Annotated in this window: 22 protein-coding genes; 5 read left to right on the top strand and 17 right to left on the bottom strand. The window is 36.6% G+C overall.

Annotated elements, in window-relative coordinates; all coding sequences use genetic code 11:
• Positions 1–20: 20 nt before the first annotated feature.
• From AC4IF5_RS17990 to AC4IF5_RS18005, 4 genes are all read right to left on the bottom strand, one after another.
• Positions 21–959, bottom strand: a complete 939-nt coding sequence (locus AC4IF5_RS17990) for an SPFH domain-containing protein (RefSeq protein WP_490736945.1) — start codon at positions 957–959, stop codon at positions 21–23.
• A 141-nt stretch (positions 960–1,100) separates the two neighbouring features.
• Entirely contained in the window at positions 1,101–2,456 is a 1,356-nt protein-coding gene (locus AC4IF5_RS17995; RefSeq protein WP_490737018.1) for a deoxyguanosinetriphosphate triphosphohydrolase, read from the bottom strand.
• Positions 2,457–2,684: 228 nt separating this feature from the next.
• On the bottom strand, positions 2,685–3,410 hold the full coding sequence (locus AC4IF5_RS18000; RefSeq protein ID WP_490736947.1) for a LytR/AlgR family response regulator transcription factor: 726 nt from the start codon (positions 3,408–3,410) through the stop codon (positions 2,685–2,687).
• Positions 3,410–4,486, bottom strand: coding sequence for a sensor histidine kinase (locus AC4IF5_RS18005; RefSeq protein WP_490736949.1), 1,077 nt, complete (start codon positions 4,484–4,486; stop codon positions 3,410–3,412). The genes AC4IF5_RS18000 and AC4IF5_RS18005 overlap by 1 nt, the downstream gene beginning before the upstream one ends.
• Positions 4,487–4,680: 194 nt before the next feature.
• Between AC4IF5_RS18005 and AC4IF5_RS18010 the strand changes: the two genes are divergently transcribed.
• Together AC4IF5_RS18010 and AC4IF5_RS18015 are read left to right on the top strand one after the other, a co-directional pair.
• Entirely contained in the window at positions 4,681–5,109 is a 429-nt protein-coding gene (locus AC4IF5_RS18010) for a hypothetical protein (protein WP_490736951.1), read from the top strand.
• A 205-nt stretch (positions 5,110–5,314) separates the two neighbouring features.
• Entirely contained in the window at positions 5,315–5,971 is a 657-nt protein-coding gene (locus tag AC4IF5_RS18015) for a glycosyltransferase family 32 protein (RefSeq protein WP_490736953.1), read from the top strand.
• On the opposite strand, the gene AC4IF5_RS18020 is transcribed toward AC4IF5_RS18015, so the two are convergent.
• A complete protein-coding gene (locus AC4IF5_RS18020; RefSeq protein WP_490736954.1) occupies positions 5,968–6,303 on the bottom strand; it encodes a DMT family transporter in 336 nt (111 codons plus the stop codon). The two genes, AC4IF5_RS18015 and AC4IF5_RS18020, sit on opposite strands and share 4 nt — an antisense overlap.
• 1,230 nt (positions 6,304–7,533) lie before the next feature.
• Between AC4IF5_RS18020 and AC4IF5_RS18025 the strand changes: the two genes are divergently transcribed.
• Both AC4IF5_RS18025 and AC4IF5_RS18030 read left to right on the top strand, forming a co-directional pair.
• Positions 7,534–8,253 (top strand): AAA family ATPase, encoded by a 720-nt coding sequence (locus tag AC4IF5_RS18025; RefSeq protein ID WP_490736956.1) that lies wholly within the window; start codon positions 7,534–7,536, stop codon positions 8,251–8,253.
• Entirely contained in the window at positions 8,250–8,987 is a 738-nt protein-coding gene (locus tag AC4IF5_RS18030; protein WP_490736958.1) for a YggS family pyridoxal phosphate-dependent enzyme, read from the top strand. Before AC4IF5_RS18025 ends, AC4IF5_RS18030 begins: the two co-directional genes overlap by 4 nt.
• Before the next feature lie 490 nt (positions 8,988–9,477).
• Here AC4IF5_RS18030 and gcvP read toward each other — a convergent pair whose 3' ends face one another.
• Positions 9,478–12,336, bottom strand: coding sequence for an aminomethyl-transferring glycine dehydrogenase (gene gcvP, locus AC4IF5_RS18035; RefSeq protein ID WP_490736960.1), 2,859 nt, complete (start codon positions 12,334–12,336; stop codon positions 9,478–9,480).
• A 483-nt stretch (positions 12,337–12,819) separates the two neighbouring features.
• Between gcvP and AC4IF5_RS18040 the strand changes: the two genes are divergently transcribed.
• Positions 12,820–12,972, top strand: a complete 153-nt coding sequence (locus AC4IF5_RS18040; RefSeq protein ID WP_164465368.1) for a hypothetical protein — start codon at positions 12,820–12,822, stop codon at positions 12,970–12,972.
• A gap of 1 nt (position 12,973) precedes the next feature.
• Here the strand turns inward: AC4IF5_RS18040 and AC4IF5_RS18045 are convergent, their stop codons facing one another.
• The 11 genes from AC4IF5_RS18045 to AC4IF5_RS18095 all read right to left on the bottom strand — a co-directional run bounded on the left by AC4IF5_RS18045 (position 12,974) and on the right by AC4IF5_RS18095 (position 21,154).
• Positions 12,974–13,621 carry a J domain-containing protein gene (locus AC4IF5_RS18045; RefSeq protein ID WP_490736962.1) on the bottom strand — a complete coding sequence of 216 codons (648 nt, stop codon included), beginning with the start codon at positions 13,619–13,621 and terminating at the stop codon, positions 12,974–12,976.
• A 107-nt stretch (positions 13,622–13,728) separates the two neighbouring features.
• Positions 13,729–14,184 carry a helix-turn-helix transcriptional regulator gene (locus tag AC4IF5_RS18050; RefSeq protein ID WP_490736964.1) on the bottom strand — a complete coding sequence of 152 codons (456 nt, stop codon included), beginning with the start codon at positions 14,182–14,184 and terminating at the stop codon, positions 13,729–13,731.
• Positions 14,184–14,702 (bottom strand): hypothetical protein, encoded by a 519-nt coding sequence (locus AC4IF5_RS18055; protein WP_490736966.1) that lies wholly within the window; start codon positions 14,700–14,702, stop codon positions 14,184–14,186. Before AC4IF5_RS18055 ends, AC4IF5_RS18050 begins: the two co-directional genes overlap by 1 nt.
• Before the next feature lie 125 nt (positions 14,703–14,827).
• Positions 14,828–15,085 (bottom strand): hypothetical protein, encoded by a 258-nt coding sequence (locus AC4IF5_RS18060; RefSeq protein ID WP_490736968.1) that lies wholly within the window; start codon positions 15,083–15,085, stop codon positions 14,828–14,830.
• Between the two features lie 89 nt (positions 15,086–15,174).
• A complete protein-coding gene (locus AC4IF5_RS18065; protein ID WP_490736970.1) occupies positions 15,175–15,507 on the bottom strand; it encodes a hypothetical protein in 333 nt (110 codons plus the stop codon).
• 11 nt (positions 15,508–15,518) lie between these two features.
• Positions 15,519–16,097 carry an RNA polymerase sigma factor gene (locus AC4IF5_RS18070; protein WP_490736972.1) on the bottom strand — a complete coding sequence of 193 codons (579 nt, stop codon included), beginning with the start codon at positions 16,095–16,097 and terminating at the stop codon, positions 15,519–15,521.
• 435 nt (positions 16,098–16,532) lie between these two features.
• A complete protein-coding gene (locus AC4IF5_RS18075) occupies positions 16,533–18,542 on the bottom strand; it encodes a S9 family peptidase (RefSeq protein ID WP_490736974.1) in 2,010 nt (669 codons plus the stop codon).
• Positions 18,543–18,718: 176 nt separating this feature from the next.
• Positions 18,719–19,177 carry a DoxX family protein gene (locus AC4IF5_RS18080; RefSeq protein WP_490736975.1) on the bottom strand — a complete coding sequence of 153 codons (459 nt, stop codon included), beginning with the start codon at positions 19,175–19,177 and terminating at the stop codon, positions 18,719–18,721.
• Positions 19,178–19,262: 85 nt separating this feature from the next.
• Complete coding sequence (locus AC4IF5_RS18085; protein WP_490736977.1) at positions 19,263–19,721, bottom strand: SRPBCC family protein; 459 nt, start codon at positions 19,719–19,721, stop codon at positions 19,263–19,265.
• Positions 19,722–19,778: 57 nt separating this feature from the next.
• Complete coding sequence (locus tag AC4IF5_RS18090) at positions 19,779–20,207, bottom strand: SRPBCC family protein (protein ID WP_490736978.1); 429 nt, start codon at positions 20,205–20,207, stop codon at positions 19,779–19,781.
• Positions 20,208–20,320: 113 nt separating this feature from the next.
• Positions 20,321–21,154: an SDR family oxidoreductase gene (locus AC4IF5_RS18095; protein ID WP_490736980.1), complete on the bottom strand. Its 834-nt coding sequence runs from the start codon at positions 21,152–21,154 to the stop codon at positions 20,321–20,323.
• Positions 21,155–21,183 lie beyond the last annotated feature (29 nt).

Consider the following 21,183-nt stretch of genomic DNA (forward strand, 5'->3'; position numbering starts at 1 on the left):
TCCTGGTCTTATTTCCTGATTTAGTAACCGGATTCTTTTTGAGGCGGATCCGGATATTTTCCCTTGGCGGCTTCTCCTACCGTATTAGCGGTTGTCATAGCGACTACCAGATCATTCAGCATATTGCTGGCCGCGGTAGGTGAATTCGGAAGAAGCACAAGATTACTTCTGCTGCTCGCTCCTACAGAATGTAAAGTATCATAATGCTGTGTCACAACGATAAGCGCAGACGCTTCATGCGAATTGATATCTACATTATTCAGCATTCTTACCGATTCTTCAAGTCCTTTTGCGATCTCTCTTCTTTGGTCGGCAATCCCCTGCCCTTGTAGTTTTTTAGATTCAGCTTCAGCTTTTGCAACGGCTACAATCCTGATTCTCTGCGCTTCAGATTCGTATTCTGCAGCTGTTTTTTCTCTTTCTGCCGCATTGATCCTGTTCATCGCATGCTTTACCTGCTCATCCGGATCGATATCAGTGACCAAAGCTTTGATAATATCATATCCGTAACTGTTCATCGCCTCCTGCAGCTCACTTTTTACCGCCACAGCGATATCGTCTTTTCTTACAAAAACGTCGTCCAGCTTCAGTTTCGGAACTTCTGCACGTACTACGTCGAATACAAAAGAGGTGATCTGGTTTTCCGGATTTTCCAAACGGTAGTAAGCATCTCCAACCTGATTCCTGATCACCTGATACTGAACAGAAATCTTCATTTTAATGAATACGTTATCCAATGTTTTGGTATCGATCATTACATCCAGCTGCTGAATCCTAAGGTTCAGCCTCTTAGCGATCTGATCTATAATAGGGAGTTTAAGATGAAGTCCCGAATGTTTTACTCCCTTGAATTTTCCAAAGCGTTCAATAATAGCTGCTGTTTCCTGCTTGACCACAAAGAACGAAGCGAATAAAATAATTAGCCCGAAGAATATGACGGGCGCTAAATAAATACCCATAGTTTTAATTTTTATAATAAGTCGTCACTATTGATGTTTTGTTAAAAAAAACTTTTAAACACAAAAAGTCACAAGTGTCTTCTTAGGTTATTTTTTAATAATTGCCAACAGTTTTTATAAATATACCACTTATTTTTAAAACTAAACCGTCATTCCGATATCTATTCCTTTGATCTTCCTATAGAGGTCTGTAGCATAGTTATCCGTCATTCCTGAAACGAAATCAATGATTCCAAGAACTTTCTGGTAATCCGTTCCGCTGTCATAGACAAACTGTCTTGGAAGCAGCTTCAATGCCTTTTTATCATAAGACTTTCTTTCATCTTCAGGTTTAAGAATAGAAGGAATAAAATGATCGAGCAGCTCATACATTACATTATAGCCTGCATTTTCAATTTCTACAACCGCCTTATGATTGTAAATTTTTTCAATGGAAAATGATTCTATATCCTGCAAAGCGTTGTTTTCAGATTTATAGATATCCAGAAGTCCTTTATCTAAATTTCCTTTCAGAATCGTTTCAAAATTCTGTTTATAAATTTCAAGGGATTTATTGATCAAAGCATTAATAGCTTTTGCTCTCAGATAGGAAATTTTTTCATTTTCATTGGAGATGGAAGCCAGCTTATTCTTTACTCTGTCTATATCATTGCTCTCGGATTTTACCAGCTCAAAGAAAAGGTTTTCACAGTCGGAAGTGGATACAATTCCCAGCCTATGGGCATCTTCCATATCAATGATATTATAGCAGATATCGTCAGCAGCTTCTACCAGCCATACGAACGGATGTCTTTTGAAAATATAAGGCTCTTCACTTTCAGGAATAAGCTGGGTTCCTTTTGCAATTTCCAGAAAGATATCTTTTTCATTCTGGAAAAACCCGAATTTCTTTCTGTGGATGATCCCTTTTTCCCTGGCAACGGCTTCACAAGGATATTTTGCAATACTCGCCAGCGTTGAAAAGGTAAGCTGAATACCTCCTGCATCTTTTCCCTGCTGCTGCTGGGCCAGCACTCTGATCGCATTGGCATTTCCTTCAAAATTGACAAGATCCGCCCATTCTTTTTCATTGAATTTTGACTTCAGGTCCTTTTCATTCCTTTCAAAATAGCTTGCAATAGCATCTTCCCCGGAATGTCCGAAAGCCGGGTTTCCCACATCATGACACAAACACGCTGCAGCGATTACGTTTCCCAGATTATAGAGATAAAAATTCTTTGAATCTTCTGTAAGCTCATTGTTAAAATCCTCAGCAATAAATTCACCGATAATACTTCCTAAACTTCGTCCTACTGATGATACCTCCAGAGAGTGCGTCAGTCTGTTGTGCACAAAAACACTTCCGGGAAGGGGGAAAACCTGGGTCTTGTTCTGCAGTCTCCTGAATGCGGAAGAGAAGATGATCCGGTCAAAATCTCTCTGAAAATCAGTCCTTGAAGCTTTGGTATGTGGATTATTTCCTGTACGTTGATTGGTGAAAATCTGGTTTAAATTCATCATTTTTCAAAATTACTCCAAATTTTAATTGTATGGAATAGTATTTAAATTTTTATTGAAAAACAATAAAAACTGTATTCCGGACGTAATGAAGACCAGAAGCTTTATTAAAATAAGTTTCGGTTAAAGCTGTTGAAATTGTGATAATTTTTTAATCACAGATCTGCATGGATTTTCACAGGTTTTTGTTTCTGTTTTATGAAGAGGTCTTAGGGTTCTGTATTTTATTTATCCATCAGTGTTCAGAAAGCCGCCGGCATATTTTGTAAAAAAATCAGCTCTATATACTTCTCCAAGAGGGATTTCAAAATCTTCTATATAAATATTATGATTATCGAATGAATCGATATAATCCCCATTTACAACGTATGATTTGCTGACCCTTATAAAAGTTTCTACAGAAATTTTCTGATGAATAGTTTTCAGATTCATTGCCGTAATCAGCTTTTGCTGCCGGGTATGGATCACTACATAATCTTTAAGTCCTTCTATAAATTTAATATCGGAAAAGCTGATCTTATAGAATCTCCGCTCTGCTTTGATAAATAAAAAATCTGAAGTATTAGATTCTACCGTATTTTTTACGGTATCTTTTGACAAAAGATCAATATATAATACTGCTTTATCAATAGCCTTTTCCAGTCTATGAGGATCGATGGGCTTCAGAAGATAGTCTACTGCTTCCAATTCATAGCTTTTCAGAGCATACTGCGAATATGCCGTAGTAAAAATAATCAGAGATTTTTTGGGAAGCATTTCTGCAAATTCTAGACCGGTTACCATGGGCATTTCTATATCAAGAAAAATAAGGTCTACCTCATTATCTTTCAAAAAATCAAGCGCAGCAGGAGCATTGGAAAATTCACCTAATACATCAATTTTTGAGATCTCCTCAATCAGCGATCTCATTTCAGCCCTTGCCAAAGGTTCATCATCTACGATAATACAATTCATCACACAGGAATTTTTAAGTTTACAATATATTCTTTATCTCCTGATTCTATGTTCAGTTCAAAGGTAGTGTTATAGAGAAGCTCCAGCCTTCTTGTGATATTGGCCAATCCAAGACCGCTGTTTTTCTTGTCCGAAGCCAGGTAGCCATCATTTCTGGAGTTTATGCAAGTAAAAAGAAGCTGCCTGTCCTCAATACCGATCACTATTTTCACATACGACTCTCCTCCATTCATATCTACGCTATGCTTTACCGCATTTTCAACAAAAGTAGTAAACAGATTAGGAGGGATAAAAGTGCTGTTTACTGTTCTTTTATCCGGTTCAGTATGGATTTCAAATGAAAAATGATCACGCCTGATCTTTTCAAGGTTTAAAAAGTTGGAGAGAAAATCAATTTCTGAAGTCAGCAGGGTCTTTTCTTCACTGTTTTCGTAAAGCTGGTATCTGAGAAACTCTGAAAGCCTGACGATCACCACTGAGGCTTTCGAAGGGTCTGTTCTGATAAGTGCCTTCACATTGTTCAGCATATTAAACAGAAAATGGGGGTTGATCTGGTTTCTGAGCTCATTCAGTTCCATATTCAGGGTAAGATTGCTCAGTTCGTTGATCCTCTTATTATCACTGATCCATTTCTGCAAGAGTTTTACGGTAGTGGTGGTCAGAATAATAGGGATACACATCAGTATTCCTTCATAGATCCCTCCTTTTTCATTTTCCATATGGATATTCCTGACCCTGAAATCAGCAAAGACATTCCTCAAACCATATCCGATAATATTAAGCCCTATGATTCCCATCAGCACAAGCAATACCAGATAGGTGATGTATTGTGTTTTAAAGAAAAACCTGGGGACCAGCACATAAATATTGATATAAACCATCGAAATCAGTATAAAGTACACAAAGACCAGCACATAATACTGATATGCTCCCGAATACCAATGCCAGAATCGTGTATTGTATATCAGAAAGAAAAAGAAGATAAGAAATAACAGATGCCTTCGAAACCTATACCGATTCTCTACAAGAAAATCCATCACAAGTGTTTCTTTAAATTCCCAGGGTCTGTATTTCATATGATTCAAGATTATAATGATATTCCCGACAAAAATAGACAATACCGTAAGTTACGGTTAAAATATTATACAAAATCCATGCTTTATTATACTAATTGCAGCTCTAAGTTTCGTATAAAATACCCAGCGTTTTGTATAAAAACAAATTTACACAATACAATTCTGTCTTTCTTTGCACCGTTTAATTAATGCATATGGAATTAGCCGTCTTTCAGGAATTAACCAAGGAAATAACCTCAGAATGTTTTTTTATGACCGCATCACAACAGGAAGAAAAAATAATACAGCTTATCGACCTTCATCATTTTATAGAATGCTTTGACCCGGAAATAAAAATCCGGAGTTATATCCGTCATCCCATTAATATTATAGAGCAGAATGGCGAAAAAAAAGGAATCCTATTCTATGATCTTAAAAATTCTAAGTTCCCGGATTGTAATGCTTCTGAAGAGTTTAAAAGAAAACATGGTCTTTCTGAACTATGGTTTGTATTTGTAGAAGAGGCTTTTGTTACCAATACTACCCTCCATACGGACTGTATTCTTGAAAACAGCCTGGATATCTTCTATGACAGGATATTTTTATTCAATTTTTTCCAGTCGCTGATTTCTTCATTGAAATAAAAAACCGGTATTCATTTAATTTTCAATTACATACCCATCGGATTTTTGATAAATTAAATATTTGTTTAATTTTTTATGGCTAAGCATTTAACTATCCCTATAAAATATAATCAAAAATACCTAAGCCTCTTTTCAAAAAATAATCATCACAATAAGCCTTTAATATGATTAGAAGCTTGTTTACATATAATTATAAAAAAAGAATATGGCCATACCCAAACAAATATTTCAAACTTTTAAAACAAAAAAGCTTCCTCTCATTACCCGATATTATATCTGGAACATGAAAAGAAAAAATCCTGAATATCTTTATTTTTTCTATGATGACGAGGATATAGAGAGGTTTATAACCGAAGAATTCCCTCCCCAATATATCAAAAACTATAATAAGTTAACCATTGGAGCAGCTAAAGCTGATTTTTTCAGATATGCTATTTTATATAAAAAAGGAGGTGTTTACCTGGATATTGACAGTACTGTAACAAAACCTTTGAGGCAGCTCATAAAGGAGGAGGATAAAGCCGTTATCAGCAGGGAAAGACATGAAAACCTATATGTTCAGTGGGGGCTTATCTTTGACAAAAACCATCCGTTTTTAAAGAAAGTGCTGGAGCTGATGCTTGATAATATAGAAAACCACCGCTATCCGAATGATGTACACGCAACGACGGGCCCCACAGTATTCAGCGAAGGGATCAGGCAGGCACTAAAGGAAGACCCTGAAATTCCTTATACGCTTTTTGACGGAATTGAATTTCGCGGTTATTTAAAATTTAAATATAAACTGGGTAAATTCTTTTTATACAAAAATAAATCGCAGCACTGGAAGAAGCTTCAGACAACCCAGGATATTATTGCTTAATGGGTTCCCATTTTTGAGAATACATTAATGATGATCACTCCTATTACGATCAGGGCAATACCAATAATAGCTGGTAGATCCGGAACCTGCTTGAAAGCGATGACTCCGATCACTGTAATAAAAATAATCCCGACACCGGACCAGATCGCATAGGTAATTCCAACAGGAATCTGCCTAAGCGTAAGGCTCAGAAAATAAAATGCACAGGCATATCCTATTACCGTAACCACCGATGGCCAAAATTTTGAAAACTCTTCAGATTTCTTCAGAAAAGTAGTGGCTATGATTTCAAATACAATCGCTAAGGCAAGGAAAATATAACTGCGTCCCATACATTCAATCTTTATACAAAAGTAGTAAAGCCTGCCGGTACTCCCAAAAGGAATTAAAATCAGGCCGGATACCCATATTAAGATAACCCTTGACAAAAAAAATACTAAAGCCTATTATAGACTTAAAAACGGTTCATCTTCCTATAAGCCTTTGAATTCATTATTTCTTATCATTAATTTCATGCATCAATTTCGGTTGTTATCGTTAAGTGTGACACAAATTTCCAAATTCTGGCATAAAAAATAAGTCAGACAGTGTCATAAAATCTGACATGCAACAAAAATTTCAACTGAAAAATCGCAGATAAAAATAACTTTTCTTAACATAGAAGTTCTGTTTACGATCAATTTTTACCTCCTTAAAAAGCATCTTACCCTGGTATTATGCAACGCATTATTATTTTTTTGTTTTATCAACTCCAATATATAAGCTAAAAAACCGTTAACGCTTTTACAAAATTTTACAGATAGAACAATAAATATATTAATAAATTCACAATAACACATTAAATAAATGTAAATAAAAAAACCTATAAAAATTAAATAATTTATTCATAACACACTGATATACATCATGACTTTTCACTTTGGCACGTGATTTGAAAGCTGTAATATTGCAATTGAAAAATTGATAAAAAAAAGTCAAATAATTATAAATAAAACAAAAATGGTAACTTACATTGGTATTGCAACATGTGTGATCGTATTCGCTTCATATTTTACAACAGCAAGAAGAGAAAGAAACTAATTCTAAAATAAGATAAGCCTATAGCAAAACTATACTAATTATATTGTTTTATGTTTTTACTCTGAGAAATCAGAACCGCTCTTTTACTCATCGGGTAAAAGGGCCCAAAAACATAACAAAAAAGATCTTAGTTTCATAACAAATTTAATATCCAAATGAGTCAGGCCGGGCATTAGTCCGGCTTGATTTTTTTATTTAACTGCAGATTACTCAGGTTCTCAAGGATGATTATATTCGTTATGATTGGTGAACCAGCCCTGAAGTATCAAAAGAATAATGTTAAGATATAGCCATCCGGTTTTTCAACTCATATATATATGTTCATTAAATTTCGGCTAAAGCAGCTCCTATTGATAGATAAAACAGAAACTGATATTTAATGGCAATATCTCCTCTGGCCTATCCCTTTATTATTATTCAGGATGTTATACTTCATTCAATAAAGCTTTATCTTTGTCGGATTCAAATTATTAATTGTCATTATGAATCTGTACAATCTTATTATCCAGGATAAAGAACAGGTAACGCTCAACGAAGTTTTTCTGAATAGAAGCAATAAAGAGCAACTTGTACAGCTTATCAAAGAGCACACTTATATGAAGGAGCTGCAGGAATATGGTCTTCCGGTAAACAATAAGATCCTTCTTCAGGGAAGTTCCGGATGCGGAAAGACAATGACTGCAAAGGCTGTAGCAAACGCTTTAGGAAAAAGTATCATCATTTTAAACCTGAGCAATATTGTTTCGTCCAGGATCGGAGAGACCTCTCAAAATATTAAAATGATATTTGATAAAGCAGCCAGGGAAAGATCTGTACTTTTTCTTGATGAACTGGATCAGATCGGAAAAGCCAGAGGCAGTGATGATAAAGATGTAGGCGAGATGAGGAGACTCGTGAACACCCTGATCCAGCTGATCGATTATTACCCTGAAAATGCACTTTTGCTTTGTGCTACCAACCATCCTGAAATCATTGACACTGCTCTATTGAGAAGATTCCAGCTTAAGATTAATTATGAAATGCCTTCCGCAGAATTTCTGGATACATTCTATAACCAGCTGCTGGGCCAGTTCCCTGAAGATATGAGAAATATTGAGCGGAAATACTCTGTTTCGTTTGCAGAAGCTAAAGATCATGCCTTAACTGCTGTGAAAGCTGCTTTAATAAAAAAACTGGAAGCCAAAGAAATCAGCCGGCCATGAAAAAAGAAGACATCCTCCACAACCTTGAAGTCATTAATAACAGGATAAAAACAGCTTGTAACAAGGCAGGAAGAAATCCGGATGAAGTTAAGCTTCTGCTCGCAACGAAAACCGTTTCTTCGGAACACATCAAAATTGCCCTGAAAAACGGACAAACACTGATTGCCGAAAACAAAGTACAGGAGTTGAAGGAAAAATATGAAGATTTAAAGGATATCCCTCACGAAAATCACTTTATCGGACATCTCCAGACCAATAAGGTCAAAGATATCCTGAAATATGATGTCACCTGCGTTCAGTCTCTGGACCGTCTGGATCTTGCAGAAAAATTACACCGAAGACTTTTGGCCGAAAATAAAACCGTTGAAGTTCTGATTCAGGTCAATACTTCAAATGAAGAAAGTAAGTTCGGAATTGCTCCGGACAAAGCTTTGGAACTGATCCGAAAAGTTTCTGGATTTTCTACCCTACCCATAAAAGGTTTGATGACCATCGGTCTTTTCAGTGCCGAAACGGAGAAAGTAAGAGCATGCTTTAAAACCCTGAAAACCCTGCAGCAGGAAATCATCCGTGAAAATATTCCCAATGTAGAAATGAAAGAGCTTTCTATGGGAATGAGCGGAGATCTGGAAACAGCCATTGAAGAAGGCGCCACAATTGTAAGAGTGGGAACTGCCGTTTTCGGAACAAGGATTTATCCGGACAGTTATTATTGGGATGAAGGAAAGCCTTAATGCAACACGATTTTTAAGTCTATAAATTCGGTATACTTTTTGATCATAAAAAACTAATAACCAAACAAATACATTTTATGATTAAAAAATTACTATCGGGCTGCCTGTTGATGACAGTATTATTCTTTTTTTCATGTGAAAAAGAAAACACACAGATGAAAAGCGAAATTTCAATTGAAACCATTTCAATGATAACCGTGCTTATTATGGGTGTAGCAATATTGGTTGCGTACAGCTATAAGAGAAGATAACCAGAAATAAAAAATATAAAACAAAAACCACTTCCTAAATTTTGAGAGGTGGTTTTCTATTAGTTCATCCAGCAAAGCTATATTTTTATACAAATCTGCGAAAATCCGTGATTCATTTTTTAACCACAGATAATACAGATCTACACACATGACTCACAAAGTTTCCCGACTTTGCGGCTTAAAAAACACAAATCCCTCTCATTACTGAGAGGGATTTGCTATATCTGAAAAACTTCTGATTACATATAAGCTTCGATCGGCTCACAAGTACATACTAAGTTTCTGTCTCCGTAAGCTTCGTCTATTCTTGATACAGAAGCGAAGAATTTATGGTCTCTTACCCAATCTAAAGGATAAGCCGCTTTTTCTCTGCTGTATGGCTTATCCCAGGAATCAGAGATTACCAGTTGTTCTGTATGAGGAGCATTTTTCAATACATTGTTTGCAGCATCTGCTTCTCCGTTCGCGATTTCATCGATTTCTTTTTTGATAGAGATCAATGCTTCTGCAAAACGATCGATTTCAGCTTTGCTTTCAGATTCTGTAGGCTCGATCATCAATGTTCCTGCAACCGGGAAAGAAACCGTAGGCGCATGGAAACCATAGTCCATCAATCTCTTCGCTACATCAGCCACTTCAATTCCTAACGATTTGAACTGACGGAAATCTACGATACATTCGTGAGCTACTCTTCCGTTTTTGTTTGAATATAAGATAGGGAAATGCTCAGCCAAAATCTCTTTAAGATAGTTGGCATTTAAGATAGCATGTCCTGTTGCTTTTTTCAGACCTTCTGTTCCCAACATCTTGATGTAAGCATAAGAAATATTAAGGATCAATCCTGAACCGTAAGGTGCTGCAGAAATACCGTCAATCGCTTCTTTAGCCCCGATTCTGATATTCGCATTGGAAGGAAGGAAAGGTACCAGGTGCTTGGCAACACAGATCGGACCTACTCCGGGACCTCCACCTCCGTGAGGAATTGCAAATGTTTTGTGAAGGTTAAGGTGGCAAACGTCCGCTCCGATGTTTCCAGGACTTGTAAATCCTACCTGAGCATTCATATTGGCACCGTCCATATATACCTGTCCGCCATGTTCGTGGATAAGGTTTGTAATTTCTTTAATGTTAGCATCAAAGAATCCGTAAGTAGACGGATAAGTGATCATTACAGCGGATAAGTTCGCTGAATGTAATTCTGTTTTAGCTTTAAGGTCTTCGAAGTCAATTTCTCCGCTCTCAAGGTTTTTAACAACCACGATCTTCATTCCTGCCATTGCTGCGGAAGCCGGGTTGGTTCCGTGTGCAGACTGAGGGATCAATACTACATTTCTGTGGTGGTCACCTCTTGAAATATGATATTCTCTGATTACCATTAATCCTGCATATTCTCCCTGAGCTCCGGAGTTGGGCTGTAAAGAAGTTCCCGCGAAGCCAGTGATCGTTGCCAGGTCTTTTTCAAGCTCAGCGATCATCTGCTGATATCCTCCTGCCTGATCTACCGGTACAAATGGGTGTACACTCCCCCAATCTGCCCATGAAAGCGGTAACATTTCAGTGGCCGCGTTCAACTTCATCGTACAAGATCCCAAAGAGATCATGGAATGCGTCAATGATAGGTCTTTTCTTTCAAGACGCTTGATGTAACGCATCAGTTCTGTTTCCGTATGGTATTTGTTAAATACAGATTCCGTAAGAATTTCGTCTTTTCTCAGGTTTTCCTCAGGAATGCTGTATCCTTCTTTGATTTCTAATTTGAAAGTCTGCTTGTCCTTAAACTGGGCAAAAGAAGCCATCAGATAGTTGAGTTTCTCCAATGTTGTACTTTCATTGATGGCAATACTTACCACACCTTCCGTGAAGTAGTTAAGGTTGATTCTGTGATCCTGCATCATTCTCATCAGTCTTCCTTTCTCATCTTCAGGCATAGTAATTTTCACAGTATCAAATATCGGCTCTTCTACAACCTGATAGCCTAATGCTTTAAGACCTCCTTTCAAAGCATTTGCTTTAAAATGGATCTGATCAGCGATATAGTTTAATCCTTTCGGACCGTGATAAACAGCGTACATACCTGCCATTACCGCCAAAAGAACCTGAGCTGTACAGATATTGGAAGTAGCTTTCTCTCTCTTGATGTGCTGCTCTCTTGTCTGTAAAGCCATTCTCAATGCACGTTTTCCGTACATATCCTGAGAGACACCTATAATTCTTCCCGGAATATCTCTTTTATAATCTTCTCTGCAAGCAAAGAATGCAGCATGAGGACCTCCATATCCTAATGGAATACCAAATCTTTGGGTAGTACCTACTGCACAGTCAGCCCCCATCTCAGCAGGAGATTTCAGTTTCACCAAAGCCATTGGGTCGCAAGCTACCGCTACCTGCAGATCAAGTTTTTTGTATTCTACAATATTCTCGGTATAATCAAGAACGATTCCGTTTTTCCCCGGATATTGTAATAAAACCCCGTAATAAGAAGCGTCAAACGGGTGAGTTTTATGATCTCCTATGACAATTTCAATTCCCAGTCCTTCAGCTTTTGTCTTTAATACAGAAATAGTTTGAGGTAATACAAGGTCAGAAATGAAGAATTTATTCGCTTCTGCTTTCTTCTGATCTTTAGTTCTGTTGTTTAAAAACATATGCATTGCTTCAGCTGCTGCTGTAGACTCGTCCAATAGAGACGCATTAGCCAATGCAAAACCTGTAAGGTCGCATACTACAGTCTGGAAGTTAAGAAGAGCCTCAAGCCTTCCTTGTGCAATTTCAGCCTGGTAAGGTGTATATGCCGTATACCAGCTAGGATTTTCGAAGATATTTCTCTGAATTGCTGAAGGTAAAAGGGTATTGTGATATCCAAACCCGATATAACTTGTATAGTCCGTGTTTTTGGATGCCAATTCTTTTGAGTGATTCAACATTTCGTACTCCGAAAGCGGTTCTGAGATCTCAAGATCTTTTTCTAAACGGATAGAAGAAGGAATGGTCTGAGAAATTAACTCTTCAATACTAGAAACGCCAAGTTTTTCCAACATCGCCTGTTTATCGGCTTCATTAAGGGAAATGTGACGGCTCACAAACTGTTCTGTATTCATTTTTATTTATTAGATTTTGTTTGTAAAAAGATGGGTAAAATTACAATTTTTTACAAGATTGTACAACAGCATCCAAATGCAGATAATTCACTAAGTCGTGTAGTTGTTTTAAAGCGCTTTGCTTTTGATAGCCATTGGATAAGGTTTAGTTTATTTTAAACACTAATTATATCGATTCTATAAATAATCGTCAACAATATAACCTATTTATTATAAATAAAATAGTGAAATATGCATTAAAATACGGTAAAACCTTTCACTAATCTTACATAATTGAGAAGTACATCTCATTTCATCATATGTAAAAAGAATTTCCTTAAAATTATTAATTAGTCTAAGTTCGGGTCTTATATGGAGAAAATGAGCTTCAAATACAACGAAAACCTGAACCTATAAAAGTCAATCATTTAGCTATTCATCAGGTTGTAAGAATTTTATGAAATTTTATTAATTATATTTATTCTAAATTAATATATTTGCAGCATGAATATGATTGTCCCATTTAAAGTTCCGCCTTTGGCTCCCGTATATGCCTTCAACAATGAAGAAATGTTCTGTGAAAAGAAATCCTGCTGTAAGAAATTCAAGAAAGGAAAAAGATGTAAAAAATGTCCCGGAAGAAAGAAAATGGCTTAAGTTAACTGAAATTTTTTACCAGCATATATATAGCAATCGCTAGTATAATAATTCCCCAAAGCAACGTCATAATTTTAGGCTGTCCTGTTCGGTTTACCGCTGTCCGGGGTTGTGGCTTAAACATATCTTCCACTGTGTTTTTGAATTTCTCAGTATCATTTTCAAAAACTTCAGTAATGGTAATTCCCTGAACGACTGTTTTATGCAAAAGAGAATTCGTCGCATGAAGCAAAAGCTGGAATTTCCCGTCTTTAAACTCTGTGATCTTAAAGATCCTTTCACCATAAGGTTTTTCCAGCCCGAAAGGCAATACTTTTACCACATCGGCATTACTCGTCTGCCAGCTGATAATGATCTCCTCCCCTTTTTTTGCATGAATTTTATTCGCCGTAAATGTCTTTATTGCAGGCGGAATATTATACCTGAAACTTCTCTGATGATTTTCTAAATTCTGGTCGTAAGCACGTCTTCTGGCAGGATCGCTCAATGTTTCATAAGCTTCCAGGATCTCCCGGAAACGATCGGCAAAAAAATCATCATTATCGTTTTTATCAGGATGGTATTTTAAAGAAAGCTTCCGATAAGCTTTTTTGATGTCCTCTTCCGAAGCATCCTGAGAAATCCCGAGAAAATAGTAATAGTCTTTCATTGAGCAATACAAAAATAAGAATTTATTTTTCTAATTTGTCAATGCGAAAAAACTTATCTATAAAAAATAAGCCGTCTCATTGATCATGAAAACGGCCTTATTATTTTTTAATTTTCTACCAGATGTCTGTAATCATACTTACTGTAATCTGTCACTTTTTCTGATTCTTTTTTCAATTCCAACAATTCATTTTTAATTTGAATCCTAAACCAATATTCTGGTTTTGTATGTGTAAAATAACTCAATTTTAATACGACAGGTGCATTAAGCTTCCTTTCTCCTGTCAAGTATTTATGTAAATTTGAATCTTTCATATCTAAATATTTCGCTAAATCCTTTTTAGTAATATTTAATACTTTAAGATACATCTTTACAAAATCAAGTGCTTTCAATGATTTTTCAAGATCAAAGGTATCAGATTCTATATAATCTTCAATTTGATATTGTATAGAAAGAAGTTCATTTCTCAAAATTCTTTCTTTACTTTGTTTTAAGGATTCCGATTCAATATAATCTTTAATCAAATCCTTTTTTCTGTCAAAATTTAATTCTTTTGCCTTCATCATTTCATATTTAAGTATTTATTAATCAGCCATTCTCCGTCCTCTGGCGCAATACACATTATTGTTGTATCTGCAATTCTCTTTGCTCTGTATTTCTTAGAATAAAGAGACATTAGCATAAGCATAGCATCTTCTGTTTCTTCCATAACATCAAAAGTCAGCCATCCCATAAAACATTCTTTTCCATGAATAAAGCTCAATCTGCTTGCATAAGCGATAAGGCAACCTGCAACCCTGTCAAATTTTTTCTGATCACCTTTGTTGTGAGGAGCAACTTCTATGTAGGCCATATAGGGTTCAACCTTCTCTCTCATTTCAAAAATCAAACATCCCTCAATCGTATTCTCATCATCAGCAATTAATACATAGGTTTCTGTATTTCTATTTCTTGAATGCTTCTTAAAATTAAACCTCCAGTTGTCCGTTAATGATGGTAGATTTACCTTTCTCTTTCTTACATGTATTATTTCACCGTCAACGAACTCATCATCCTCAACCCTTATAATTTTCACTTTCATCAAATTGTTTTCTCAAATATAGCAATAATTATACAAATTGTATAATTATTTTAGAAAAAATTCCGGCTCGGGAAGCTTTGCTTCCCGAGCCGGAATTAAACAATTTCAATTTAGTATTTTACTGTTTATGCTTCATAGATATTATCCTTTCTGCGGCATCCTGAATGGAATTCTTTTTTGAATTTTCCTTTCAGTTCCTGATATTCCTCATCATTCATTTCTCTGATCTTATCTGCCAGTCCGAAAGGAGATCTTTCTTTGATTCCGTACTCTTCAAAGATACCTTTGATAAATCTTTTTCTTTGTGCTGCTTTTTTAGCGATTAAGGCTACACCTACTACGGCTAGTGCTCCAAGAGCTCCTTTTAATGCTGAATTTTTCATTTTTCAAAATTTTAAATTTTACTACTTCTTTTTTTTATATAGACGAATGAATTTTAATTTTACCTTACTACTTCTTTAAAATTTGTAAATTATTCGTTGTTTCTGTTGAAGAACCCTCCTGAACATTTATTCCTCCATACTTCCTTAAATTTCTCTCTCTCTTCAGGCGACAGGCTTTTCATTTTCTCTCTCATTTTTCTTTCCTTAAAGTCTCTCATTCCTTTACCAAAATGGAACCCTCCGAAAAGGATCTTACTTAATACCAATATTCCCATTGCCTGCCAGAATGTGATTGTCTTTACTCCTAAAATTTCAGGAAGAAGGCAATTCCAAAGCCACATCACAATCCATGTAACAGCGGCAAAGATCAATGGCGGACATAACAATAAAAAAATCCAGCCTTTTTTGTGTTTATGATTCATAATTTCTTTTTCTAACTTTTTAAATCTTCGTATAATTTTCTCAATCTGTTTCTCAGGTGCTTCACAGCATAATTTTTTCTGCTGATGATGGTTTTGATGTTCTCTCCCTGCTCATCGGCGATCTCCTGGAGGGTTTTGTCATTCAGCTCATTTTCTACGTAGACCAGCCTTTGTTTTTCGGGAAGTTCATCAAGCGCCTCAAACAGTTTTTTCCAGATCTCATCCTGAAACATTTTCACTTCAGGACCAGCGCTTTCATCCATCAGTAAGATATCTTTGATGGAAAATGTGCCGTCTTCATCTTCATAGACGAAATCTTCAAGATTTTCTGTTTTCTTTTTACGGTAACGGTCTGTAATCTTATTGGCCGTTACCCTGTACAGCCAGCCTCCCACATTTACAATCTCGGAAAGATTGGTAAGGCTACTGAACTGATACCACACTTCCTGCAGAATATCTTCCGCATCTTCCGTATTTTTCACCTTGGGACGAATATAGGACATCAGCTTCCCTCCGTAGTTGGAAACGGTCTGTGAGATGATGCTTTCTTTCTCCTTTTGTGGCATTGCTATTTTTTCGACAACCTCCATATTGCTATGACGGCTATCCTTTTGATTTTACTTTAATAAATTTAAAATATTTTTCCCGGAATTCAATTTTTCTTTTATTCATCGACCTTCTAATTTAGAAAAATATATTCATCCCAGGTTATATAAGTGATAAAGGTACTGATATCTATTGGCATATTGAATGACAGGCGGTCTCTAAGCATAACAAAGAATCTGAATATTCTTACTAACCCTATGACAACTTCAAATCATTCATTCTTTTTATCAATCTGCGTTATCTGCAAAATCAGCGTGAGATATACATTTCATCGAAGATAAAATCATACGCCTTAAGCAGACAGCTCACTTTTGTGCACTTCTAACTTCTAACTTCTATTAAGATTGCTCTGTTTCAATCACAAAAAAGAAACGGAAGACCTAAAATCTTCCGTTTCCATCATTATAAAAATTATCATTTTACTTGGCCTTACTGAAATTTTCTGCAAAGAATCCTAACATCGACTTATAAAGCTCGATTCTGTTCGGTTCTTTTCCAAATCCATGTCCTTCATCGTATTTTACCATGTAGGGAACTTCAAAACCTTTGGCACGCATTGCTTTTACGATCTGATCAGATTCATTGATATTTACCCTGGGATCATTGGCTCCCTGAACCACGAATAACGGTTTCTTGATCTTATCGATCTGGAAGACCGGCGATACTTCCCTGGCAATCTTAGCTTCTTCAGGGTTATCCAGATCATACCAGATCTGCTTTACCATTTCCTTGTAAGGTTTCCAGTATTCCGGGAATGAATCGAAGAAGGTAAAGATATTGGATACTCCTACATAATCCACCCCACAAGCATACAGATCCGGAGTTTTGATCAGGCCCATCAAAGTAGCATATCCTCCATGGCTTCCTCCGTAGATCGCTATTTTATCTTTATCTGCCCAACCTTGGCTGATCACATATTTTACTCCGTCTTCCACATCATCCATGGCCTTTCTTCCGATCTGCTTGTACCCTGCTTTTTGAAATTCTTTTCCATATCCGCCGGAAATTCTGAAATTCACCTGAAGCGTTGCATATCCTCTGCTGGCAAACAACTGTGTTTCCGGATTGAATCCCCAATTATCCCTGATCCCCTGAGGGCCACCGTGAGGGTTTACAATCAGCGGAACCTTTTTACCTTCCAATGCCGCTTTAGGTAATGTAATATAGCCATGAATTGTCAACCCGTCCCTGCTTTTAAATTCGATCGGCCTCATCTCTGCCATATCTTCTTCCTTCAGCTGCGGCATAAGGTTGTAAAGAAGCTTTATCTGTTTGGTCTTTGTATCATACTCATAGTACGTTCCATACAGCTTATCACTACCGACAATCACCAGAAGTTTATCATTATTATCATCTGATGAAACGATTCCAAACTCTTTGTCTCTAAATTCAGACTTCAGCTTATCATCAATTTCCTTATAGAACTTACTTACAGGAACTGTTTCTCCTTTGATCCCGTTATAGCTGATGTAGTCCAGTTCATAATTCCTGTTCTTACCGGCAACACTGATTGAACTCACATCATATACCGGATGGGAATATACCTCTTTGATCACTGAATTTTTCTTCAGGTCATACAGAACGATTCTTTCTTTATCACTATCCAGATTAGTTACCACATAAGCTTCATCTTTATTCTTCGAATGATCATTAAAGCTGATGATGCTGAAGGTATCAGACCAGTCTGTGGATTTCAGAAGGTTGAACTTACCTGTCTGCAGGTCTTTATAATAAGTCTTTGTAGTCAGTCCGTTCTCAAGGATGGTGTAGCCCCTCAGGTTTCCGTCTTTATCGAAAATATAGTCATCAATCGGGTTGTTGACATCTTTATTTTCGTACAGTTGGGTCATTTCTCCTGTAACAAAATTGATCTTAAAGGGCTCAAAGATCTGTTTATTGTTTTTATTCATCGTCACAACAACAAAATCAGTATCTTTTACAGGCCTGATCGTTCCCAGAGTAATCCCGTCAAATGGGGTTAAATCTTTAAGATTTCCACCATCAATATCCGCAGCATAAAGATGAATATTCTCATTTCCACCTTTATCCTGTGTATAGTATAAACGATTTTTGTTCAGCCATCCGTAGCCTTTGATAAGATCTTCCTTTTCTACGATTGCCTTGGTAATCTTTCCGGTGCTAAGGTCTTTCACATAGACATGATTTTTCTTATCCTCGTCCTTTTCTTTATAGGAAAGATATTTTCCGTCCGGAGATAATTTAAACGCTGAGGCTTTCGGCCTTGCAAAGTAATCTTCAACTTTATATCTGAAGTTTCCTTTGTCATAAGAGACAAGCTTTTCAAGAGCAGCTTTTGAAGAGGGCAAGGTAGGATCACCCGGCAGCTTGGCTGTAGAATTTTGTGCGTTGATCATAATGGATGATAGTACGATATAGGCTGTACCAAAAATTTTGGAATTTAGATTCATAACTTATGTTTTTAAAGTTAAAGTTATAGAACGCAGTTAAGTTTTAAATCCATAAAAAGTAAGTGCATTTATATAATAAGACACTTATTGATGATGAAACGTTACATTATTTATTCATTTATTTAAAATATCTCCAAAATATAACAAAGACAGCCAACCGACTGTCTTTGTTTATTTTAATTCAGGTATATCCCGAAATACCAGGTCCATGCTATCAAAATGATCTGCATGGGAATTCTTTCTGTATAAAGATATTTCATACCGGGACCCGTATAATCCGCTTTGAAAATATTAATGTTTTTCTTTGATGAATTGATGTTGGCTACAAAAACCAGAACATAAAAAACAATCAGCAGAATAGCTGTAAGCTCACGAACCGATGGAATCATTAAACCAATTCCTGCCGCAATCTCTATCAGCCCGGTACAATACACCCAAAACATTTTAGCAGGGATAAAATCAGGGATCATCATCGCCATTCCTTTCTGGAATTTAAAATGAGAGAATCCTGTAAAGATGATAAACACGGCCATTCCCAGATTTCCTGAAAATAGAAAATCCGGTTTTCCCTGAAATACTGCTGTTCCCAGCAAAGCCAGTATAAATGTACTGAAAAGAATTATTAATAGTTTCATAGTTTTTTAGGTTGCAGATTACAGAAATAGGATTAGAGAAAATTATTATTATTCCATTATATATGCAACCTTTGCCTTAATTTTGTTATACTGAATCAAGACTTACGCCTTCTGCCAGGCTTTTCACCACCATTAATCCTTTTGTAAATCCTGTATTCAGATCGTCCTTCCATTGCTTATCTACCTGAACTTCGGTATGAAGTTTTGTTTTTCCGTCAAAATCAATTAAAATATATTTTTCAAAGGAACCGCTCCACTCCATTATTTCTTTACTTTGGGTATCTTCGTTTCCGTCTTTGTCTACCATTCCCAGATGTTTAAAAATAACCTGATTCGGTTCATCCAGACTGTCGATGGTAGAAACCATTCCTTCTCCTCCGGCGTTTACAAAATAAGTTTTTCCACCTACTTTCCAGTCAGATTTCATGATTGATCCCGCTCCAAAATATTGGGTCCATTCGCTATACGTTTCCGGTCCCCAAAGGATGTCCCAAATTTTTTGCTTGGGAGCATCGATTATAGTTTCATAAGATAAGGTTTCCATATATTAAGTTTTATTGGTTAGTTTGGACATTGTCTGTATATCCTGTTAATTTTCTATTTAAAGCTGATTTTCCGAAAGATGCTTGATAATCGCCAGCGCTTTCGGAAATTTCTCTTCAAAAAAATCTTTAAACTCCTCTGGTGTCTGAATTTCTGTCTTCAGTAATGTTCCTTCTTCATTTTCCTCAAGAAAGTAAGCTTCCGTTGCTTCACCCCAATCCTGAGGCACTTCAATGCCTTCATAAATTTCACCCAGATGCAAAAATTTTATTTCCTGATTAGGAATCACTTTTTCAACCCTGCTGTACATCCCATTCTGTTTGGGATCAAAAAATTTGATGATGTTGTTCTCTTCCAATGTTCCTTCGTAAAAAGAACCTTCCGTAAAAGCAGTCGTCCATTGTCTGTAGGTAATATCACCCCAGAGAACGCTCCATACTTTTTCCGGTTCTGCATTGATCTCAATTTTATATGATAATTGTTCCATACTGTTTTATTTTTGTATTGTAAATGAAAAGGATTAAAGATATTAGATTTCAGACATTAAACAAGCATTAAGCAAGTACCCGGCCGCCCCTTCTAACTTCTAACTTCTACTCCCTATCCTCCAACGAAATCACCTCCATTAATGTGAATCACTTCTCCTGTAATGTAACTGGCGTCCTGAGAAGCCAGAAAAACATAAGCAGGCGCTACTTCAGAAGGTTGCCCTGCACGCTTCAGCGGAGTATCTTTCCCAAATCTTGAAAGATCATCAAAAGCTTCTTTTACCAAAGGAGTCCAAATAGGCCCCGGAGCAATCCCGTTGACCAGAATTCCCTTTTCTGCCAGGTTATCGGCCAATGAACGGATAAAAGATAATACCGCCCCTTTGGTAGCCGCATAATCGATCAGATGATCGCTTCCACGATAGGCAGTAACAGAAGTTGTGCAGATGATCCGTCCTCCTTTTCCAATCAATGGGAGAAAATTTCTGGTAAAAGAAATCATCGAGATGATATTGGTCTCAAAAGTATCCCGGATCTGTTCATCAGAAATTTTTTCAAGATCATTCTTTGAGGTATGAATTCCTGCGTTATTAATCAGAATATCCAGATTCTTCCACGCTGCTTTGATCTTATCAGCACATTTTATCCTGAAAGCTTTTCTGGTAAGATCGCCTTTGATCAAAAGACATTCCCGGCCTTCTTTTTGTACCAGTCTTTTGGTTTCCCGAGCATCATCATCACTTTCTTTATAAATGATGGCAACATCCGCGCCTTCTCTGGCAAAATGAACGGCAACGGCCTGTCCTATACCGCTGTCTCCCCCGGAAATGACAGCTTTTTTGCCTGACAATTTCCGGCTTCCCTGATAATCATCCCGGATTATTTCCGGAAACAGCCCTTCTTTAGGGATCTTTGACTTAGATTTTGATTTGTTCTGTGTCTTCATAAGCAAATCTTTTCTCTAAATCACATCAA

The sequence above is a fragment of the Chryseobacterium sp. UF-290 genome (genome assembly GCF_058245615.1).

Coding starts and splice junctions, on each gene's coding strand:
- AC4IF5_RS18005 (WP_490736949.1), bottom strand. CDS start 4,486: ATGAAATACAGACCCTGGGAATTTAAAGAAACACTTGTGATGGATTTT.
- AC4IF5_RS18060 (WP_490736968.1), bottom strand. CDS start 15,085: ATGAAAAATTCAGCATTAAAAGGAGCTCTTGGAGCACTAGCCGTAGTA.
- AC4IF5_RS18080 (WP_490736975.1), bottom strand. CDS start 19,177: ATGAAACTATTAATAATTCTTTTCAGTACATTTATACTGGCTTTGCTG.
- AC4IF5_RS18070 (WP_490736972.1), bottom strand. CDS start 16,097: ATGGAGGTTGTCGAAAAAATAGCAATGCCACAAAAGGAGAAAGAAAGC.
- AC4IF5_RS18045 (WP_490736962.1), bottom strand. CDS start 13,621: ATGAAAGACTATTACTATTTTCTCGGGATTTCTCAGGATGCTTCGGAA.
- AC4IF5_RS18095 (WP_490736980.1), bottom strand. CDS start 21,154: ATGAAGACACAGAACAAATCAAAATCTAAGTCAAAGATCCCTAAAGAA.
- AC4IF5_RS18065 (WP_490736970.1), bottom strand. CDS start 15,507: ATGAATCATAAACACAAAAAAGGCTGGATTTTTTTATTGTTATGTCCG.
- AC4IF5_RS18040 (WP_164465368.1), top strand. CDS start 12,820: ATGAATATGATTGTCCCATTTAAAGTTCCGCCTTTGGCTCCCGTATAT.
- AC4IF5_RS18025 (WP_490736956.1), top strand. CDS start 7,534: ATGAATCTGTACAATCTTATTATCCAGGATAAAGAACAGGTAACGCTC.
- AC4IF5_RS18010 (WP_490736951.1), top strand. CDS start 4,681: ATGGAATTAGCCGTCTTTCAGGAATTAACCAAGGAAATAACCTCAGAA.
- gcvP (WP_490736960.1), bottom strand. CDS start 12,336: ATGAATACAGAACAGTTTGTGAGCCGTCACATTTCCCTTAATGAAGCC.
- AC4IF5_RS18015 (WP_490736953.1), top strand. CDS start 5,315: ATGGCCATACCCAAACAAATATTTCAAACTTTTAAAACAAAAAAGCTT.
- AC4IF5_RS18055 (WP_490736966.1), bottom strand. CDS start 14,702: ATGAAAGTGAAAATTATAAGGGTTGAGGATGATGAGTTCGTTGACGGT.
- AC4IF5_RS18020 (WP_490736954.1), bottom strand. CDS start 6,303: ATGGGACGCAGTTATATTTTCCTTGCCTTAGCGATTGTATTTGAAATC.
- AC4IF5_RS18030 (WP_490736958.1), top strand. CDS start 8,250: ATGAAAAAAGAAGACATCCTCCACAACCTTGAAGTCATTAATAACAGG.
- AC4IF5_RS18090 (WP_490736978.1), bottom strand. CDS start 20,207: ATGGAACAATTATCATATAAAATTGAGATCAATGCAGAACCGGAAAAA.
- AC4IF5_RS18075 (WP_490736974.1), bottom strand. CDS start 18,542: ATGAATCTAAATTCCAAAATTTTTGGTACAGCCTATATCGTACTATCA.
- AC4IF5_RS17990 (WP_490736945.1), bottom strand. CDS start 959: ATGGGTATTTATTTAGCGCCCGTCATATTCTTCGGGCTAATTATTTTA.
- AC4IF5_RS18050 (WP_490736964.1), bottom strand. CDS start 14,184: ATGAAGGCAAAAGAATTAAATTTTGACAGAAAAAAGGATTTGATTAAA.
- AC4IF5_RS18000 (WP_490736947.1), bottom strand. CDS start 3,410: ATGAATTGTATTATCGTAGATGATGAACCTTTGGCAAGGGCTGAAATG.
- AC4IF5_RS17995 (WP_490737018.1), bottom strand. CDS start 2,456: ATGAATTTAAACCAGATTTTCACCAATCAACGTACAGGAAATAATCCA.
- AC4IF5_RS18085 (WP_490736977.1), bottom strand. CDS start 19,721: ATGGAAACCTTATCTTATGAAACTATAATCGATGCTCCCAAGCAAAAA.